Origin of the sequence: Hyalangium ruber (assembly GCF_034259325.1) — a bacterium.
In the GTDB taxonomy this organism is placed as follows: domain Bacteria; phylum Myxococcota; class Myxococcia; order Myxococcales; family Myxococcaceae; genus Hyalangium_A; species Hyalangium_A rubrum.
The window spans coordinates 424,161-439,790 of sequence record NZ_JAXIVS010000004.1; the positions used below are offsets into that span (position 1 = coordinate 424,161).

Genomic DNA, 15,630 nt, shown 5'->3' on the forward strand with positions numbered 1-15,630 from the left:
ATGCAGTCCACCAGCATTCCCTATCTGGTGTTCCTGGGCCTGACGTTCGCCCTGTACTGGGCGGTGCATCGCCACAAGGTGGCGCGGCTGAGCGTGCTGCTGGTCGCCAGCCTCTTCTTCTACATGGTGTGGACGCCGTTCCCGGTGCTGGTCTTCTTCGGGTGCGCGGCGTTCGACCATCTGATCGTCAAGGGGCTGGCGCGCTCGCAATCGCCCAAGGTGCGCAAGGCGCTGGTCGTCACCTCGATCGTCTCCAACGTGGGACTGCTGAGCACCTTCAAGTACGCGGACATGTTCCGCGAGACGGCGCGCTCGCTGCTGGCGCCGCTGGGGGTGACGGTGCGCGACGAGCCGTTCGGGCTGCTGTTGCCCATCGGCCTGTCGTTCCTGTGCTTCCAGGCCATCAGCTACGTGGTGGACGTGTACCGGGGCAAGGCGAGCGCGGAGCACAGCTACTTCGAGCACCTGCTCTACCTGCTCTTCTTCCCGCGCGTGGTGTCGGGCCCGATCGTCCGGGCCTCGGACCTGCTGGAGCGCTTCCGGGACGTGCCCTCGCTGACGCCCGAGGAGGGAGGCCGCGCGCTGTACCGCATCGCGGTGGGCCTGGTGAAGAAGCTGGTCATCGCGGACGTGCTGGGCAGCGGGCTGGTGGATCCGGTGTTCGCGGACCCGGGGGCCTACACCTCGGCCGAGTGCCTGATGGCGGCGGTGGCGTACACCTTCGAGCTGTACCTGGACTTCTCGGGCTACTCGGACATCGCCATCGGAGCGGCGGCGCTGTTCGGCTTCCAATTCCCGGAGAACTTCGCGCGACCGTACCTGGCGAAGAACCTGTTCGAGTTCTGGAACCGCTGGCACATGAGCCTGTCGAGCTGGCTGCGGGACTACCTCTACATTCCGCTGGGCGGTAACCGGCGCTCCAAGCCACGGGTGCTCTTCAACCTGATGACGGTGATGGTGCTGGGAGGCCTGTGGCACGGGGCGGACTGGCGCTTCGCCATCTGGGGCGCGGTCCACGGCGTGGCGCTGGGAATCACGCGCACCTGGTGGTGGATCCGCGGCACCAAACCCAAGGAAGCGTCGGTGAGCTGGCTGGGCGCGGGCGTGGGCATCCTGTGTACCTTCACCGTGGTGGTGCTCACGCGAGTCGTCTTCCGTGCGCCGAGCCTGGAGCACGCGGCGGAGATCTACCAGCGCATGCTGCTGGGCATGCCAGGGCTGGCGAACGTGAGCGGGCTGGTGTGGGGGATGCTAGCGGTGGCGGTGGTGGGCCACATGCTGCCGATGAAGCTCTACGACAGCGTGGGCACGCTCTTCGTGCGTCTGCCCTCTCCGGTGCGAGCGGTGGTGCTGGTGCTGATCGGCCTGGGCATCCGCCACCTGTCCTCGGTGGAAGCGCGGCCCTACGTCTACCTGCAGTTCTAACCAGGCCGTCTCGTCGTTCAGGGCGCGCTGGCACATGGGGATATCCTCCTCCCCATGAACCCATCCGCCATTCCGAAGGCCTCTGGCTTCCCGCTGCTGGGCGTCGCGCTGAAGTTTGGCCCGGACTGGGTGCGCGCCACGCGGGAGCGCCTCGGCGACGTGTTCTCGTTCGAGCTGCCGGGCGGCAACGGCGGCGTGATGGTCACGCACCCGGACGATGTGCGCTTGGCCCTCGTCGAGACCAAGGGCGTGGCGCGCGCGGAGTTCCCGCCGCGCATGCACGGCGTGCTCACTCCCATCACCGGCGACGGGCTCATCGGACGCACCGGGCCCGCCTGGACCGAGCGGCGCGGCATGATGCAGCCAGGCTTCCGCCGCCAGCGGCTCGCGGAGCTGGTGCCCATCATGCTCGGCGCCATCGACCAGCAGCTCGAGTCGCTCGAGTCGCGGTTCGTCCGCGCCGGTCGGCCGTTCGACGCGCTTCCGGAGATGCACGCGCTCACCCTGAGCATCCTCATCCGCTCGCTGCTCGGCACCCACCTCGATGCGAGTGACACCGCTCGCGCGGGTGAGGCGGTCGATCTCACGATGAAGGCGGTGACCTTCGCGCCCATCGAGTTCGGAAAGCAGCGCCTCGCCCAGCGCGCGGCCCGAGCCTTCGAGGCGGTCTCGATGCGCATCATCCAGGAGCGCCGCGCCTCTCCCCCCGAAGCGCGGCCGCGCGACCTGCTGACCATGATGATCGAAATGCAGGACGCGCACGGCGGCGGCCTCGATGACTCGAGCATCCGCTTCGAGCTGAGCGGGCTCTTCATCGCGGGCAAGGAGACCGCCGCGGTCTCGCTCTCCTGGTTGATTTCCCTCCTGCCTCAGCGGCCCGACATCGCGCGACGGCTCGTCGAGGAGATCGACCGGGTGCTCGGGGACCGCGAGCCCCAGGCAGCGGACCTGCCGGAGCTGCGCTACCTGGAGGCCGCCTTGCAAGAGAACCTGCGACTCCATCCGCCCGTCTGGCTCCTATTCCCGCGAAAGGCGACAGACGACATCACGGTCAGCGGCCATGGGGTGCGGCGCGGCACGACGGTGTGGATGAGCCCCTTCGCGACGCACCATCACGAGGCCTTCTGGGAGCGCCCTGGCGAGTTCGAGCCCGAGCGCTTCACCCAGGAGAGCGCGGAGGGGGGCACCCGCCACCCGTACGCATGGATTCCCTTCGGCGGAGGGCCCCGCGTGTGCATCGGCACACGGTTCGCGATCATGGAGATGCAGCTCTTCGTCGCGCGTCTTCTCCAGCGCTACCGAATCGAATGGGCTGACACCCGGCCCGTGGAGCCCAAGGTCATCTTCAACACCCGCTTCCCCCGCCGCGTGCCGATCCGACTGGTGCCACGCGCCTGAGCCTTACACTCCCTTAGAAAATGAAAATCATATAACTCCTACCGCGGTGCGTCGGGCTTGCTGGCTTTGCGCAGGAGAATGATTGTCATTGCCTGCCAGTGAAGTCTTGCATAGGGTTTGGCGCTTATGAAAATGAAAGCCGCTGCCCCGTTCCTCGTTCTGTTCTTGCTTGCAGCCAATTCCGCTTGGGCTCAGGTGCAGATGATCACCATCAGCGCCCCCTCGACGGTTGCCAATCCCATCACCAGTGGATTCAACATCAATTACACCCTGGGTGGGAGCAAATTGGGTCTGGCCTCGGCCCAGGTCACCTTCTACATGTCGACCACTTCGAACGGGAGCTCCGGCGTCTTCCAGCTGGCCTCGTTCCAGATCCTGCTCAACCATCAAGGCAGCGGGGTCTATGGCCCGCCGTCTGGCACGCAGACGCGCTACATCTCCGCGTCGGGCCTGCCGTCGAATACGTACGCGCTGTGGCAGAGCATCGTCGCGGGCTGCCAACCGCAGAGCTGGTACATCCTGGGCCGGGTGGACTTCAACAACATCGTCTCCACGTCGTCCTCGATGGGCACCACCAAACAGCCTGACTTCTACTTCACCGGTGGAACGATCAGCCCGGCTACGATTTCTCCCGGCGGCACCACCAACATCTCGTTCGACCTGTACACGCAGTGCCCCGTGACCAGCACGTCGACGGTGGGGATCTACCTGACGGATGCCACCTATTCGACGGCGCTCGCCTACATCGGCGGGATTTCCATCGGGACGGGCTCGGGGACGTTCTCTCTTCCGCCCATGCCCATCACGTTCTCCCCCTCCATCGCGACGGGTACCTACGGCATCGTGCTGATCGCCGACGAGGACGGGGTGGTTGCCGAGAGCAATGAGAGCAACAACGTCGGCGCCTTCGACCTGAACGTCACCAGCCCGCTGACGGCCATCCACGCCGACTCCGGTGAGCAGAAGCTGAACACCGAGATTCCGTTCGCCCCCGAGCAGTATGACCCCAGGATGGGGCCTGCCGAGTACATCGTCCCGACGTTCTGATGAGAGAGGCCAGAGCGCTGTCCGTCCAAAGGCTCTCCAGGACAGCGCTCTGAGCCACGCGGGGTGGGCGTGATTTCCTAGCCGCCCTTCCGCTCCCCGAGCTGTACGGGGGTCACACGGGCCAGCAGCGCGCCAAGCTCGACCGGCGGCTTCTGCTCGATTCGCCGGTACTTGCGGCCGTCCTGGGTCCGGTCGACGAGACCGGCCTCGAACAGTGCCCGGCGCAGCACGGCGTGATCGCCAAACGCATGCCAGCGGTTCAGCAGGTCGCTGATCTCTCGCTCGGTGAGCACGCTGCCGCTCGGAAGGCGCGCCCAGAGCACCCACAGGCAGAGCGCCAGATGAGGCGCCTTGGCCGGCCAGCGGAGCAAGCGCCCCTCCTTGTCGAAGTGCCGCGCGACCTTCTCGATGAGCTGATGGTCGGGGGTGGGCTTCACTTCCTGCACTGCGACAAGACGCTGTCTGGCCTCCGCATCGGCCCGGAAATGCTGGTAGTTCCGGAAGCCGGCCGCGCGGCACAGCATGTTGAGCATCTCCACATGGCTCGGCTTGTGCTCGAGTTGATCACGAAGCGAGCGGGCGAACGCCGAGAGATCGGCGACCTCGAATGGGAGGGCGAGTCGGGACATGGCTTATCCTCGTATGCGCCGTTCCAAAAAGGATGTCGTGGGTCGCCGTCTTACGACTCGGCACGGGGATAAGTGCGTGTCACAGCAAGGGGCAGGTTTAGCTCCCCTCGCGGGGCGGCGACGCCTCGGTGAACTGCCGACCGTTCGCTCCTCTTAACACACGCGACGCGGCGTTCAATGCCTCCTCGGGGAGCACCGCCCTCGCCAGCGCCGCATGGCCCTGAGCAGCTGTCGAGCTGGTAACGGGAGACACCAGGCCGAAACTCCAGTTACCAGCGGGCCCGCGGTTCGCGGCGCCTCGGTCCTGGCCAGGAACTCCCAAGCGCTTGAGTTCACAGAGGTGCTTCCTCGAGCCCGCTGCCTTGCGCGTTGGCACGCCAGCCGCATTGGGAAGCGTGGCGAACCTCTTTGATGACAGGAGTCACCCCATGAAAGGCCTCAAGCTCGGCGGCTTCAAGAGCCCCTCCTCCCTCTCCGGAACCAAGACCGACCTGCCGCGGGCCCCTTCGCCCACGAGCTCGAAGCCCTCCTCCCAGCCGAAGCTCTTCAAGGATGGGTTCGACACCCAGCCCCCGCGGCAGCCGGGGAAGGACGTCACCACGTCGTTTGGCTCCAACCCGCTGGCCCACGCGGGACAGAACACCCTGAACGCCTACAACATGTTCCCGGGCGGCGCGCCGCAGGGCGTGGCGCTCCCCAACGCCAACAAGCCCTTCGTCCATGCGAACGACTCCGTGGTGACGCTGAACGCCCACCAGCACCAGGGCAACTCGAACCTGTCCGTCACCGGCGCGGGTGGCCAGGGCATCCAGGCGCACTACCTGCACTACCTCTCGACAGGGCAGGGGAAGTTCGCGGGCATCGAGGGTGTGCCGCTCCATCCCCGTCCCGGTCAGCCGAACACGGTGGTGACGGGGGCCCTCAACGGCTGCGCCGTCCACGCCCTGCACGACACGAAGACGAACACGCTGTCCTTCCTCCACCACGCGGACTACTCGAAGAATGGCGCGAACGAGCTGAAGGACTTCCTCGCGCAGCGCCCGCACCTGCGCCCCGCGGGGAGCTTCACGCCTGGCGACTACTCGCACCCCACGGGGCGTCACGGGACCCCGACGGGTGCCACGCCCTTCATCCACTACACCCAGCCCACGAACAACAGCCCGGGCCAGTGGTCGATCGTGGGCCAGCTCAACACCTTCAAGAATGGTGGCACCCCCGGCGGTCGCCCCGAGCTCATGCGCCCCACGGACCTGACGGTGCCCTTCGTGCAGACGATCCCCGTGGAGCCCAGGCTCGCATAGCTGGCTTGTGCGGCTCCCGACACGTCAGCGCCAGCAGGCCGCGAATCAGCGCTGAAGGAGCATCGTGACGGCGCCTGCGCCCAGGACACCACAGGAGCAACACACCAGCCCCACCGTGAGGGAGAGCACCCCGCCAATGGCCCGACCCACGGTGGTCTCCTGGACCTTGTAGATGCCCCAGATCTCGAGCACCAGGACGTAGAGCCCCGCTGCGCCTCCCACGGCCGGCACCCACGCCAGGAGCACGGGGGCCGAGGAGTAGCCGACCACCCTCAGGGTGGCGCCAAAGCCGTTGCGGTTGGCGCCGAAGATCAGACACCCCAGGTGGATCACCGCGCCCGAGAGGACGAAGGAGAGCGGGTAGAGGACGATGGTGGCCAGCGCGAAGCCCCCCGAGAGCCCCGCCGCGTTGTCACTCACCCACCCCATGACTCGCTCGAACTCGGGAGGGGTGGGCCCGCCCGCCGCCATCGCCGACTCCATCTGCCTGCGCATGGTCGAGAAGGTCAGCATGTTGAAGGGCACCTGGAGCACCGCGCCCACGACGGTGAGCATCCACCCGTAGAGCATCGCGTCCACCCAGGGCGCCTCGGGCCTGACCGAGCTCCAGAACGTGTCGGGGTGGAGCATCGTCTGCTTGAGGGTCTGCCACACCGCTTGCACGAAGCCCAGCTCGCCCCGGCGCTCCCAGGGCGTGGGCGCGCGCTCGATCGGAACGGGGACATTGAACCGCCGCTGGCAGGCAGGGCACGTCTGCATGCCAGGGCTCGGGACCTCGACGTGCTTGGAACAGTGGGGGCAGTGCGCTTGCATGGCCGCGCATCCTGGCGCGCCTTGGCACCGCCTCGCTATGCCCCACTACTTCCCGGCGGGCGCGTTCTTGGCGAAGGGCGCCATCTGCGCGGCCAGCGCCTTCTGGAAGGCCGGCCGCGCCTCGCACCGCAGGCGATAGGCCTCGAGCACCGGTATCTTCGTGAGCACGTCCGTGTGACGCAGGATGCGCAGCACCGTCGTCATCATCAGGTCGCCCGCGGTGAACCGCTCCTCGAGGTACTCGCGCCCTTCCATCCAGCGGGCCAGGGACTCCAGCCGCCCCTGCACCGTCTCGAGCGCGGACGGTCGGCGCAACTTCGCCCACTCCTCCTTGGCGAAGAACAGGTCGAGCGAGGTGTAGTTCTGCACATGTGGCTCGATCGAGTTCAGCGCCGCGAACACCCACGTCTTCGCGCGCGCCCGTGCGTGGGGCTCGGACGGCAGCAACACCTCGGAGCGCTCGGCGATGTGCAGGAGGATCGCGCCGGACTCGAAGAGCACCAGCCCGTCCTCCTCATAGACAGGCACCTGCCCGAACGGCTGCATGCGGCGGTAGCTGTCGGACTTCTGATCCTCCGGTCCGATCAGCATCTCCTCATAGGCAAGGCCCGCCTCTTCGAGCGCCCAGCGCACGCGAAGGTCTCTCACCAGGCCCTGGGCAAAAGGCGGTACCCAACGAAACGCGCTCACCCGAATCACGATCGGCTCACTTTCTCTGGAGGAAGGGGGAATGAGGGCCGGACTCTAGCCGGGAAGTCGGTGCATGTAAGACAGAACGGGTGCGGAAAAGTAGGCACGGCCTCATGGAGGGGCACGAGGCAACCCCGCCGGATCATTCGCGATAATCGGATTAAGGGTTCAAGCACACTGGAGTCGCAAATGATTCGGCGCGTGGATGGCGGCAGTTCTTCCGTGGGTTCGGTTGAGAAGTTCTCCCGTCCCGAGGCCCCGGCTCCCGAGCCGAAGGTGGTTCGCCCGGCGATTGATCAGTCCAAGGACACCTTCAGCACCGGGGGCAAGGCCATCGGGGCCGCGGCGAAGGCGGCCGGCGGGGCTGTCGCCGAGGCCGGCGGAGCCACGGGTGCCACGGGTGCCGCGGGCGTCGGGGACGCCAAGGCCAACAAGACGCGGGATGAGTTCCAGGCCACCGAGGGCTACAAGTCGCTGTCGACCGAGCAGCAGAAGCAGGCGCTCGAGGTGTTCGACACGATGGACGCCGCGGGCCAGCGCAACATGGTGGACCTGGCCGAGCGCCAGGTGAACGGGAAGACGGCGCTGCTGGACACGGACACCACGGGCAAGACGCTGCTGTCCAACCTGCACCAGATCGCCACCCAGCCCATGCCCCAGTCCTTCGCGGACGCGGGCGTGACGCGCGAGAGCCTGCTGGGCTCCATCACCCAGGAGGCCTCGAACCCGGGGCAGATCAACCAGCATGACCGCGGCACCTGCACGGTGACGTCCATGCAGTACATGCTCAACAGCAGCAACCCGGCCGAGTACATGCGGCTGATGGCGGGGCTGACCTCCGAGAGCGGCGAGGTGAAGCTGGCCAACGGCGACACGCTGAGCCGTGACAAGGACAGCATCGCGATGGACTCGGCCACGGACCGCTCCTCGAGCGAGCGCCTGTTCCAGTCGGCGATGATGCAGTACGCCAAGGGCGGCGACGAGGACGACTACAGCAACGTGGCCGACAAGGACGAGGGCCTGGACGCGGGCGAGCAGGAGGACGCGCTCGAGGGGCTCTTCAGCAAGGGCTTCGACAACGAGAGCGGCAGCATGTGGAACTTCACTCCCGGCGAGGAGGAGGTCCTCAACCTGCTGAAGGAGCGTTCGCCTCAGGACACCTACATCCGCATGAAGTGGGGTGAGGGCAAGGAGGGCGGACACGCGGTGGTGGTGGACCGGGTGGAGAACGGCCGCGTCTACTTCCGCAACCCGCACGGACCGGGCGGCACGCAGGGCGACAAGCTGGAGGACCCGCCGCGCATCGTCGAGGACCCGAACACGGGCATCCAGTCCATGAGCGAGGAGGACTTCCTGAAGTGGGTCAAGAGCGCAATGGTTCCCAGCTGAGCCCCGCCCTCGGGTAGAACGAGGGCTGGACCCAGGAGGCTTGCGTGATTGATATCGGTGGAGGCCGCTTCGAGATGGGGCTTTCGCGGCAGGTGCGTGAGCAGCTGCAGCGCCAGTGGCCCCAAGAGCCCTTCTCCTTCCACCGAGAGGAGCCGGCGCACCCGGTGGCCGTGGGGCCGTACCGCCTGGCGGAGGCCCCCGTCACCTGTGAGGAGTACGCGGCCTTCATCGCCGACGGAGGCTACTCGCGCGACGACGTGTGGCAGGCGTTGCGCGAGGAGCCCGAGGTAGACGTGGCGAAGCTCAAGGAGCGCTTCGTGGACCGCACGGGCCAGCCGGGCCCGCTGAGCTGGAGCCAGGGGCGCTTCCCCGAGGGCCACGCGCGCCACCCGGTGCATGGGGTGAGCTGGTTCGAGGCGATGGCCTACGCCCAGTGGAAGGATCTGCGGCTGCCCACCGAGGCCGAGTGGGAGTTCGCCGCGCGTGGCACGGATGGGCGGCTCTACCCCTGGGGCATGGAGTTCGACCCCAAGCGCTGCACCACCCGGGACACCAAACCCGAGGACACCGTGCCGGTGGACAGCCTGCCCGAGGGCAAGAGCCCCTTTGGCGTGATGCACCTGGCGGGCAACGTGGCCGAGTGGACCGCGGACCTCTATCGCCCCTACCCCGGCTCGATCGACGACAAGCGCGTGGGGCCGAGGGATCGCGCGGTGCGCAACGACTTCTTCAAGGGCACCGTGTTGACGCTGCGCGCCACGGTGCGCACGGCGCACGCACCCGCCACGCGCTTCCCCGGGTTGGGCTTCCGCCTGGCGGGGCAGATGCTGTTGAAGCGGGTCGGAGGCGCATGAAGGCGCTGACGCTCTTGACGCTGGGGTGGATGATGGCGCTGCCGCCGGTTCCGGTGCAGGAGATGGTCGCGAGCGCCGAGGTGGTGGCGCGCGTGGAGGTGAAGCCCTTCAAGCGCACCTCCTGGTTCTTCCAGTCCCCCGAGAAGTGGCGCACCACGCTGGTGCCGCTCACCGTCTACAAGGGGCAGCTGCCGGGCCCGGTGGAGCTCTCCATCCAGGTGGAGCCCGGCAAGGACGGAGGCAACTTCACGAAGCCGCCCGAGGCAGGAGAGCGAGTGGCCTTCCTGCGCAAGGACGGAGAGACCTGGGTGCTGGCGGAGCCCCGCGTCCAAGCGTTGCGCAAGGCGACGCCGGAGCTGCTCCAGGCGCTCGAGACACCTGCCCCGGCCGCCCCGCACTGAGCGGGCGGGGCCCGCCGCGCCCTACTTCACGTTGAGGCCACCGGTGGCGCCGAAGTCGGGATCGCTGCCCTTGTAGTACCGGACCGCGTGCTTGACCTCTCGGTAGGCCTTGCGGGCGTCCTGCTCGCTGAGCCCGAGCTTGTCGACCGCATCCTTGATCGCCGCCTTGAGCTTGTCCTTGGAGTCCAGGGTGCTGTCCCCCGCGAGCTTCTTGGCGATGTCATCGAGCGCGCCCGCGAGGGGCTCCAGCGTCTTCGGCAGCGGGCGAGAACCCACGGGGCCCGGCGCGGACTTCGCGCCTCGGTCCGCCTTGCCCGACCGCTCGAAGACATCACCCTCGGCGCGACGGCCCGAGAGCTTGTTCGTCCCGGTCTCGAAGCGATCCGCCCGCTGCGGCTTCTCCTGGCGCTGCGGCGCCGCCTTGGGCTCGACGGTGCTGCGCGGAATGGAAATCCTGAGAGCGGGGGCGGAATCAAGCTTCAGGCGGCTCATCGGAAGGCCTCGGCGAAAAGGAGGAAGCGCATCTGAGTTCTCAGTCACCGAGAGCAAAAGTTGCGCTCCGGTTTCGCGTTCCACTCCACCTCCTGGAATTACGAGGGTTTCCAGCGCCCCGAATCGCTGCCCTCGAACTTGCGATAATTGGGAAGCCTCCCCTTCCCCGGCAGGAAAGACCCTCCCATGGAGCACCAGCCCCCAGCCCCGCCCAGCCCTGGGCGCCAGCCCCGACGGGGAGAGACCGTGGGGCGCTACCTCATCCTGGAGCGCGTCGGGGAAGGCGGCATGGGCGTCGTGTACGCGGCGTGGGATCCGGATCTCGGCCGCCGCGTCGCCATCAAGCTGCTGCGCACCGACAAGCAGCAGATCGACGGCCCCACCCGAGGCCAGGCCCGCCTGCTGCGCGAGGCCCAGGCCATGGCCCGTGTCTCGCACCCCAACGTCATCTCCGTCTATGACGTGGGGACCCTGGACGACAGCGTCTTCGTCGCCATGGAGTTCGTCGACGGCAACACCCTCAAGAAGTGGCTGAAGGAGAAGCCGCGCTCCTGGAGCGAGGTGCTGGACACCTACCTGGCCGCCGGGCGCGGACTGTCGGGGGCGCATGCGGTGGGGCTCGTCCACCGCGACTTCAAGCCCGACAACGTGCTGATCGGCAAGGACGGGCGCATCCGCGTCACCGACTTCGGTCTGGCGCGCCTGGAGAACGACGAGGAGGCCGGGGCCCGCCGCGCCACGCTGCCGGAGATGGCCGCCATTCCAGACGGCGCGGAGCTGGCCCAGCTCACCCAGGACGGCCTGGTGGTGGGGACCCTCTCGTACATGGCGCCGGAGCAGCGCCGCGGAGCGCCGCCCGACGCGCGCTCGGATCAGTTCAGCTTCTGTGTGGCGCTCTACTGGGGGCTCTATGGCGTGCGCCCCTTCGATCGGCAGCGCTCGCCCTCGCGGGGCGGGGAGTCCAGTCCGGGCTCCTCCCAGAAGGGCACGCAGCGCGACAGCCAGCGCACCCTCAACCCCCGTCCCGTCAACGCGGCCACGGGCGCCTTCGAGCCGCCCGAGGACTCGAAGGTGCCGCGGTACCTCTGGCGGGTGCTCATGCGCGGGCTGGCGCCCGAGCCGGAGAAGCGCTTTGCCTCCATGGAGGCCCTGCTCGCGCAACTGGAGTACCAGCCTCGGAGGACCCGACGGGTGGCCGCGGCCGCAGCCCTCGTGTTGGCGGCGAGCGCTGGCGGCGGCACCTGGTACGCCCGTCAGGCGGCGCGAAGCCAGGAGCTGCTGTGTACCGGCGCGGAGCAGAAGCTGGTGGACATCTGGGATGAGCCGAGCCGCCGCCGGGTGACCGAGTCCCTGGTGGCGACCGGCCAGCCTCAGGCGGCGAACGTAGCCACCCAGGTCTCCAGCATGCTGGATGCGTACGCACGCGGCTGGGTCGAGGCGAGCACCGAGGCCTGCCGCGCCACGCGCCTGCGAGGCGAGCAGACCGAGGCGCTGATGTCCCTCCGGGTGGTGTGCCTGGAACGGCGCCTCCAGGACTTGAAGGCCGTCACCGGGGTGTTGGCCACGGCGGACGCCGACCTGTTGGGCAAGGCGGCCGATACCGTCTCGCTCCTGCCCTCCGTGCGCGGCTGCGAGAACGTGGACGCGCTGAGCCAGGTAGAGCCCGCTCCCGACGCTCCTCAGACGAGGGAGGAGATCGAGCGCCTCTCCGGCGAGCTGGCGCAGCTCAAGGCACTGACCGACGCGGGCCGATACGAGCAGGGGCTGAAGGTGGCGGAGCCAGCGGTGAAGGCGGCCAGCGCGCTCGGGTACCGACCTCTGGTGGCGGAGGCGACGCTACGGCACGGCTGGCTGCTCGCGCGCCGCAACGAGCTGGCGCCGGCGGAGCGCCACCTCTTCGAGGCCCTCAGCACCGCCTTCGCCGCGCGCAGTGACGAGGTGGTGGCCCGCGCGGCGACCATGCTCGTCTTCGTGGTGGGCTTCGACCGGAAGCGCTTCGACACGACGCTGCAGTGGAGCCAGCTGGCGCAGTCCGCGCTGGTGCGCCTGTCCCACCCTCCCGACATAGAGAGCGAGCTGCTCAACAACCTGGGCGTGGCGTACCTGCGCCAGAACCGCCAGCCCGAGGCGCTCACGGCCTTCCAGAAGTCGCTCGAGCTGGTCGAGCGCCACCTGGGCCCGGAGCATGCCCGCCGCGCCAATGTCCTGGGCAACATCGGCATCGTCCACCGCAAGGAGGGCCGCTTCGCGGAAGCAAGCCGAGCGATCAGCGACGCGCTCGCGCTGCGTGAGCGCCTCAGTGGCGCCGACCACCCCCTGGCCGCCAACCTCCACTACGCCCTGGCGCAGACCCACCTCAGCCTGAACGACTTCGAGAAGTCCTTGGGCCACGCGCGCCGTGCGCTGGAGATCAACCTTGCCACCTTCGGCCCCGAGCACCTCCAGGTGGGCGGCACCTACGACGTGGTGGGGGAGGCCTACCTGGGCAAGGGGCAATACCGGGAGGCCCGGGAGAGCTACCAGAAGGCGCTCGCCATCAAGGAGAAGGCGCTGGGCAAGACGCACGTGGACCTGAGCTACTCGGCGACGGGCCTGGCGCAGAGCTACCTGAAGCTGAACGAGCCCGCGCGGGCCCTGCCGCTCTTCGAACGAGTCCTCGCGCTCGCCCCACCGGGTCAGCGGGGCGATGCGTACCTGGGAATGGCCCAGGCACTGGACACGCGAGGACCCCAGCGCTCACAGGCACTGGAGCGCGCCCGAAAGGCGCGCGCCGAGTACGAACAAGCCAAGGATGCGGAGGGAGTGGCGAAGGTGGACGCCTGGCTCGCGAAGCACCCAGGCGTCGCCGGCCGGTCCCTTTAGAGCTTCGAGCGACGGATCGTATTGGAGGGGGAGTCGCTCGAGCCGCTCACCCAATAGAGCATCGTCCCATCCGTCATGAGCGAGTGGGGACGAATCTCCTCCTCGGAGAAGGTCTTGACCTCACCCCCGGAGAGGGGAATCGAGCGAATGGCGCCGCAGATGTAGTTGCTGGCGTCAGGGTCCAGCGTCGTCCCCTCGGTGTGACCCGAGTCCCCGAAGTACACCGTGTCCCCCACCACCACGAGACCGTCCACGGGGTCTTCCGTGTAGTTCTTGATGAAGGCGGGCTGCTGCTCACCCTTGCCCACTCTGGACAGGCTCCTGTCCATGTGGAAGACGAGCCACTCGTCCGTCAGCACGAAGGAGTATGGGCTGATGCCGGTCAGCGCGGCGATCTCCACGGCTCCGCCCGTCTTGGGGACGCGGGAGATCAATGCCTCACGTCCCGTGGCTGTTGCCCTGGCGGCGACGAAGTACACGTGCGTGGCGTCGACAGCCACGTGCCGCAGCCTGTCGAGGTTCTCCACCAGCGCCACGGGCGGGCTGCTGCCGTCCTTGGGCATCGACCACACGGCCCCATCGGCCTCGGGAGTCGAGGGATTGCCATTGCGCTGCTGCTGGCTGCTGGTGGAGAAGTAGACCCTGTCGCCATCCAAGACGAACGAGAAGACCCGGTCGCGTACCAGGGTCTGGGCCGTGCCTCCTGCCTTGGATACCCGGCGCACCTCCGCGCAGGGCGGGTCCCCGGGCCGGCTGCACGGCTCCAACCAGTACGCGTGGGTGGCGTCCGCGCTCACCACCGGGAAGGGGAAGATCGGATCCGCCGTGCCCTGGTAGAGCCGTTGGGGGTCGCCCCCGTCCTTGGCCTTGCGCCAGACCTCCCCGAGTTGCTTGTCCCCATCCTGGGACACGGCCGTCCAATAGACAGCCGCTTCGTCCACGGCGATCACCCCAATCTGCCGGGATTGGGCGAAGAACTCTCCCTCGGGCTCACAGGTGTTTTCCCCACAGCCGCCCAGTCCTCCCGCCAACCCCAGGAGCAATGCCACGGACCAGGTCCAACCGAGCCTCGAGCCACGAACTGCGAAAGTGCTACCCATCGTCACTCCATTCCGGCCCCTTTACTGACAGTAAAGCACGTCGAAGACGGGAGAGCAGTGAAGATGTGAGGCGTTACAATGCTCGAACGCCATGAACCGTCGCCAATTCCTCGTCTCTGTAGGTGCCGTGGGTGCGGGGCTTGCCCTTCCCGCTGCCGCGAACACGCCGGCCACTCCATCCCGTCCACTCAAGGCCAGCTCGATCTGGGTCGATGGGCAAGGCGCCCTCGATGGCCTCGAGCCCGCCGGAGAGGGAAAGCTTGTCCCCACCCAGCGGCTCATCGACGCGATCAAGCAGCGCCGCATCGATCTGATCAGCCTCACCATCGCCGAGGTGGGCAATGGGCCAAGCCGCTTCCAAGGTGCCGTCGAGTCAATCACCTGGTGGGACCAGCTGATCCAAAGGCACTCGAAGCTGTTCGCCAAGATCGAGAGCGCCGCCGACATTCGCGCCGCTCGCGAGGCGGGGAAGCTCGGGCTCATCTACAACTTCCAGGACACGACCCCGTTCGAGGCCGATCCGGACAAGGTCGCGACCTTCGCCACGCTTGGCGTCAAGGTGATGCAGCTCACCTACAACAAGCGAAACATCGCGGGCGACGGATGCCTCGAACGCGCGAACGCGGGGCTCTCCGACTTCGGGCGCGAGGTGATCGCGAAGATCAACGAGGCGAACGTCCTGCTGGACCTCAGCCATGCCGGGCAGCGGACCATCGCGGAGGGCATCGCCGAGAGCAAGGCGCCGCTCGCCATCACCCACAGCGGCTGCCGAGCGCTCGTCGACCTCCCGCGCAACGTCCATGATGCCGAGCTGCGGGCGCTGGCGGCCAAGGGCGGCGTGTTCGGCGTGTACCTGATGCCCTTCATCAAGGCCCAGGGACAGCCAGGGACCGAGGACCTCCAGCGTCACCTCGCCCATGCGGTCAATGTCTGCGGCGAGGACCACGTCGGCATCGGCACCGACAACCCGCTGATGGGCTACACGATCGACGACAAGATGCGCGAGGAGCACCGAAAGTTCTTCGAGAGTCGCACCAAGCGGGGCATCGCCGCTCCGGGAGAGACGGCGGACGTCTTCAACCTCGTCGAGGGCTACAACAGCGTGGACCGCTACGACCGGCTCGCGGCGGACCTGCGGGCTCTGGGCTGGAGCTCCGCGCGGGTCGACAAGGTGCTCGGCGGCAACTTCGTCCGCCTGTTCCGCGAGGTCTGGAAGGCCTAGCCCAGCA

Annotated in this window: 14 protein-coding genes; 9 read left to right on the forward strand and 5 right to left on the reverse strand. The window is 67.8% G+C overall.

Annotated elements, in window-relative coordinates; all coding sequences use genetic code 11:
* The 3 genes from SYV04_RS13930 to SYV04_RS13940 all read left to right on the forward strand — a co-directional run bounded on the left by SYV04_RS13930 (position 1) and on the right by SYV04_RS13940 (position 3,870).
* Positions 1-1,425 (forward strand): MBOAT family O-acyltransferase, encoded by a 1,425-nt coding sequence (locus SYV04_RS13930; RefSeq protein ID WP_321546227.1) that lies wholly within the window; start codon positions 1-3, stop codon positions 1,423-1,425.
* Between the two features lie 54 nt (positions 1,426-1,479).
* On the forward strand, positions 1,480-2,823 hold the full coding sequence (locus tag SYV04_RS13935) for a cytochrome P450 (protein ID WP_321546228.1): 1,344 nt from the start codon (positions 1,480-1,482) through the stop codon (positions 2,821-2,823).
* Positions 2,824-3,024: 201 nt separating this feature from the next.
* Positions 3,025-3,870 (forward strand): hypothetical protein, encoded by an 846-nt coding sequence (locus SYV04_RS13940; protein ID WP_321546229.1) that lies wholly within the window; start codon positions 3,025-3,027, stop codon positions 3,868-3,870.
* A 77-nt stretch (positions 3,871-3,947) separates the two neighbouring features.
* Here the strand turns inward: SYV04_RS13940 and SYV04_RS13945 are convergent, their stop codons facing one another.
* The gene (locus SYV04_RS13945; RefSeq protein WP_321546230.1) at positions 3,948-4,499 is read right to left on the reverse strand and encodes a DUF2087 domain-containing protein; all 552 of its coding nucleotides are present in this window, start codon (positions 4,497-4,499) and stop codon (positions 3,948-3,950) included.
* A gap of 428 nt (positions 4,500-4,927) precedes the next feature.
* Here SYV04_RS13945 and SYV04_RS13950 point away from each other — a divergent pair, with 428 nt between their 5' ends.
* Positions 4,928-5,800, forward strand: a complete 873-nt coding sequence (locus tag SYV04_RS13950; protein ID WP_321546231.1) for a hypothetical protein — start codon at positions 4,928-4,930, stop codon at positions 5,798-5,800.
* A gap of 45 nt (positions 5,801-5,845) precedes the next feature.
* On the opposite strand, the gene SYV04_RS13955 is transcribed toward SYV04_RS13950, so the two are convergent.
* Positions 5,846-6,559 (reverse strand): Yip1 family protein, encoded by a 714-nt coding sequence (locus tag SYV04_RS13955; RefSeq protein WP_321546232.1) that lies wholly within the window; start codon positions 6,557-6,559, stop codon positions 5,846-5,848.
* A 99-nt stretch (positions 6,560-6,658) separates the two neighbouring features.
* Positions 6,659-7,303, reverse strand: coding sequence for a glutathione S-transferase family protein (locus tag SYV04_RS13960; protein ID WP_321546233.1), 645 nt, complete (start codon positions 7,301-7,303; stop codon positions 6,659-6,661).
* Positions 7,304-7,492: 189 nt separating this feature from the next.
* On the opposite strand from SYV04_RS13960, the gene SYV04_RS13965 reads away from it, so the two are divergent.
* Genes SYV04_RS13965 through SYV04_RS13975 form a run of 3 tightly spaced genes read left to right on the forward strand, consistent with a single transcriptional unit; the run spans position 7,493 to position 9,947 of the window.
* On the forward strand, positions 7,493-8,692 hold the full coding sequence (locus tag SYV04_RS13965; RefSeq protein WP_321546234.1) for a hypothetical protein: 1,200 nt from the start codon (positions 7,493-7,495) through the stop codon (positions 8,690-8,692).
* Positions 8,693-8,736: 44 nt separating this feature from the next.
* On the forward strand, positions 8,737-9,546 hold the full coding sequence (locus SYV04_RS13970) for a formylglycine-generating enzyme family protein (RefSeq protein WP_321546235.1): 810 nt from the start codon (positions 8,737-8,739) through the stop codon (positions 9,544-9,546).
* A complete protein-coding gene (locus SYV04_RS13975; RefSeq protein ID WP_321546236.1) occupies positions 9,543-9,947 on the forward strand; it encodes a hypothetical protein in 405 nt (134 codons plus the stop codon). Before SYV04_RS13970 ends, SYV04_RS13975 begins: the two co-directional genes overlap by 4 nt.
* A 21-nt stretch (positions 9,948-9,968) precedes the next feature.
* Here SYV04_RS13975 and SYV04_RS13980 read toward each other — a convergent pair whose 3' ends face one another.
* Positions 9,969-10,439 (reverse strand): hypothetical protein, encoded by a 471-nt coding sequence (locus SYV04_RS13980; RefSeq protein ID WP_321546237.1) that lies wholly within the window; start codon positions 10,437-10,439, stop codon positions 9,969-9,971.
* 186 nt (positions 10,440-10,625) lie between these two features.
* Here SYV04_RS13980 and SYV04_RS13985 point away from each other — a divergent pair, with 186 nt between their 5' ends.
* Positions 10,626-13,301, forward strand: coding sequence for a serine/threonine-protein kinase (locus tag SYV04_RS13985; RefSeq protein WP_321546238.1), 2,676 nt, complete (start codon positions 10,626-10,628; stop codon positions 13,299-13,301).
* Here the strand turns inward: SYV04_RS13985 and SYV04_RS13990 are convergent.
* Positions 13,298-14,350 carry a TolB-like translocation protein gene (locus tag SYV04_RS13990; RefSeq protein WP_321546239.1) on the reverse strand — a complete coding sequence of 351 codons (1,053 nt, stop codon included), beginning with the start codon at positions 14,348-14,350 and terminating at the stop codon, positions 13,298-13,300. The genes SYV04_RS13985 and SYV04_RS13990 overlap by 4 nt on opposite strands.
* 142 nt (positions 14,351-14,492) lie before the next feature.
* Between SYV04_RS13990 and SYV04_RS13995 the strand changes: the two genes are divergently transcribed.
* The gene (locus SYV04_RS13995; RefSeq protein WP_321546240.1) at positions 14,493-15,623 is read left to right on the forward strand and encodes a dipeptidase; all 1,131 of its coding nucleotides are present in this window, start codon (positions 14,493-14,495) and stop codon (positions 15,621-15,623) included.
* Positions 15,624-15,630 lie beyond the last annotated feature (7 nt).

What these genes read in the sequence shown, in the direction of transcription:
- SYV04_RS13930 (WP_321546227.1), top strand. Translation starts at nt 1, where the DNA reads ATGCAGTCCACCAGCATTCCCTATCTGGTGTTCCTGGGCCTGACGTTC.
- SYV04_RS13935 (WP_321546228.1), top strand. Translation starts at nt 1,480, where the DNA reads ATGAACCCATCCGCCATTCCGAAGGCCTCTGGCTTCCCGCTGCTGGGC.
- SYV04_RS13940 (WP_321546229.1), top strand. Translation starts at nt 3,025, where the DNA reads ATGATCACCATCAGCGCCCCCTCGACGGTTGCCAATCCCATCACCAGT.
- SYV04_RS13945 (WP_321546230.1), bottom strand. Translation starts at nt 4,499, where the DNA reads ATGTCCCGACTCGCCCTCCCATTCGAGGTCGCCGATCTCTCGGCGTTC.
- SYV04_RS13950 (WP_321546231.1), top strand. Translation starts at nt 4,928, where the DNA reads ATGAAAGGCCTCAAGCTCGGCGGCTTCAAGAGCCCCTCCTCCCTCTCC.
- SYV04_RS13955 (WP_321546232.1), bottom strand. Translation starts at nt 6,559, where the DNA reads ATGCAGACGTGCCCTGCCTGCCAGCGGCGGTTCAATGTCCCCGTTCCG.
- SYV04_RS13965 (WP_321546234.1), top strand. Translation starts at nt 7,493, where the DNA reads ATGATTCGGCGCGTGGATGGCGGCAGTTCTTCCGTGGGTTCGGTTGAG.
- SYV04_RS13975 (WP_321546236.1), top strand. Translation starts at nt 9,543, where the DNA reads ATGAAGGCGCTGACGCTCTTGACGCTGGGGTGGATGATGGCGCTGCCG.
- SYV04_RS13980 (WP_321546237.1), bottom strand. Translation starts at nt 10,439, where the DNA reads ATGAGCCGCCTGAAGCTTGATTCCGCCCCCGCTCTCAGGATTTCCATT.
- SYV04_RS13985 (WP_321546238.1), top strand. Translation starts at nt 10,626, where the DNA reads ATGGAGCACCAGCCCCCAGCCCCGCCCAGCCCTGGGCGCCAGCCCCGA.
- SYV04_RS13995 (WP_321546240.1), top strand. Translation starts at nt 14,493, where the DNA reads ATGAACCGTCGCCAATTCCTCGTCTCTGTAGGTGCCGTGGGTGCGGGG.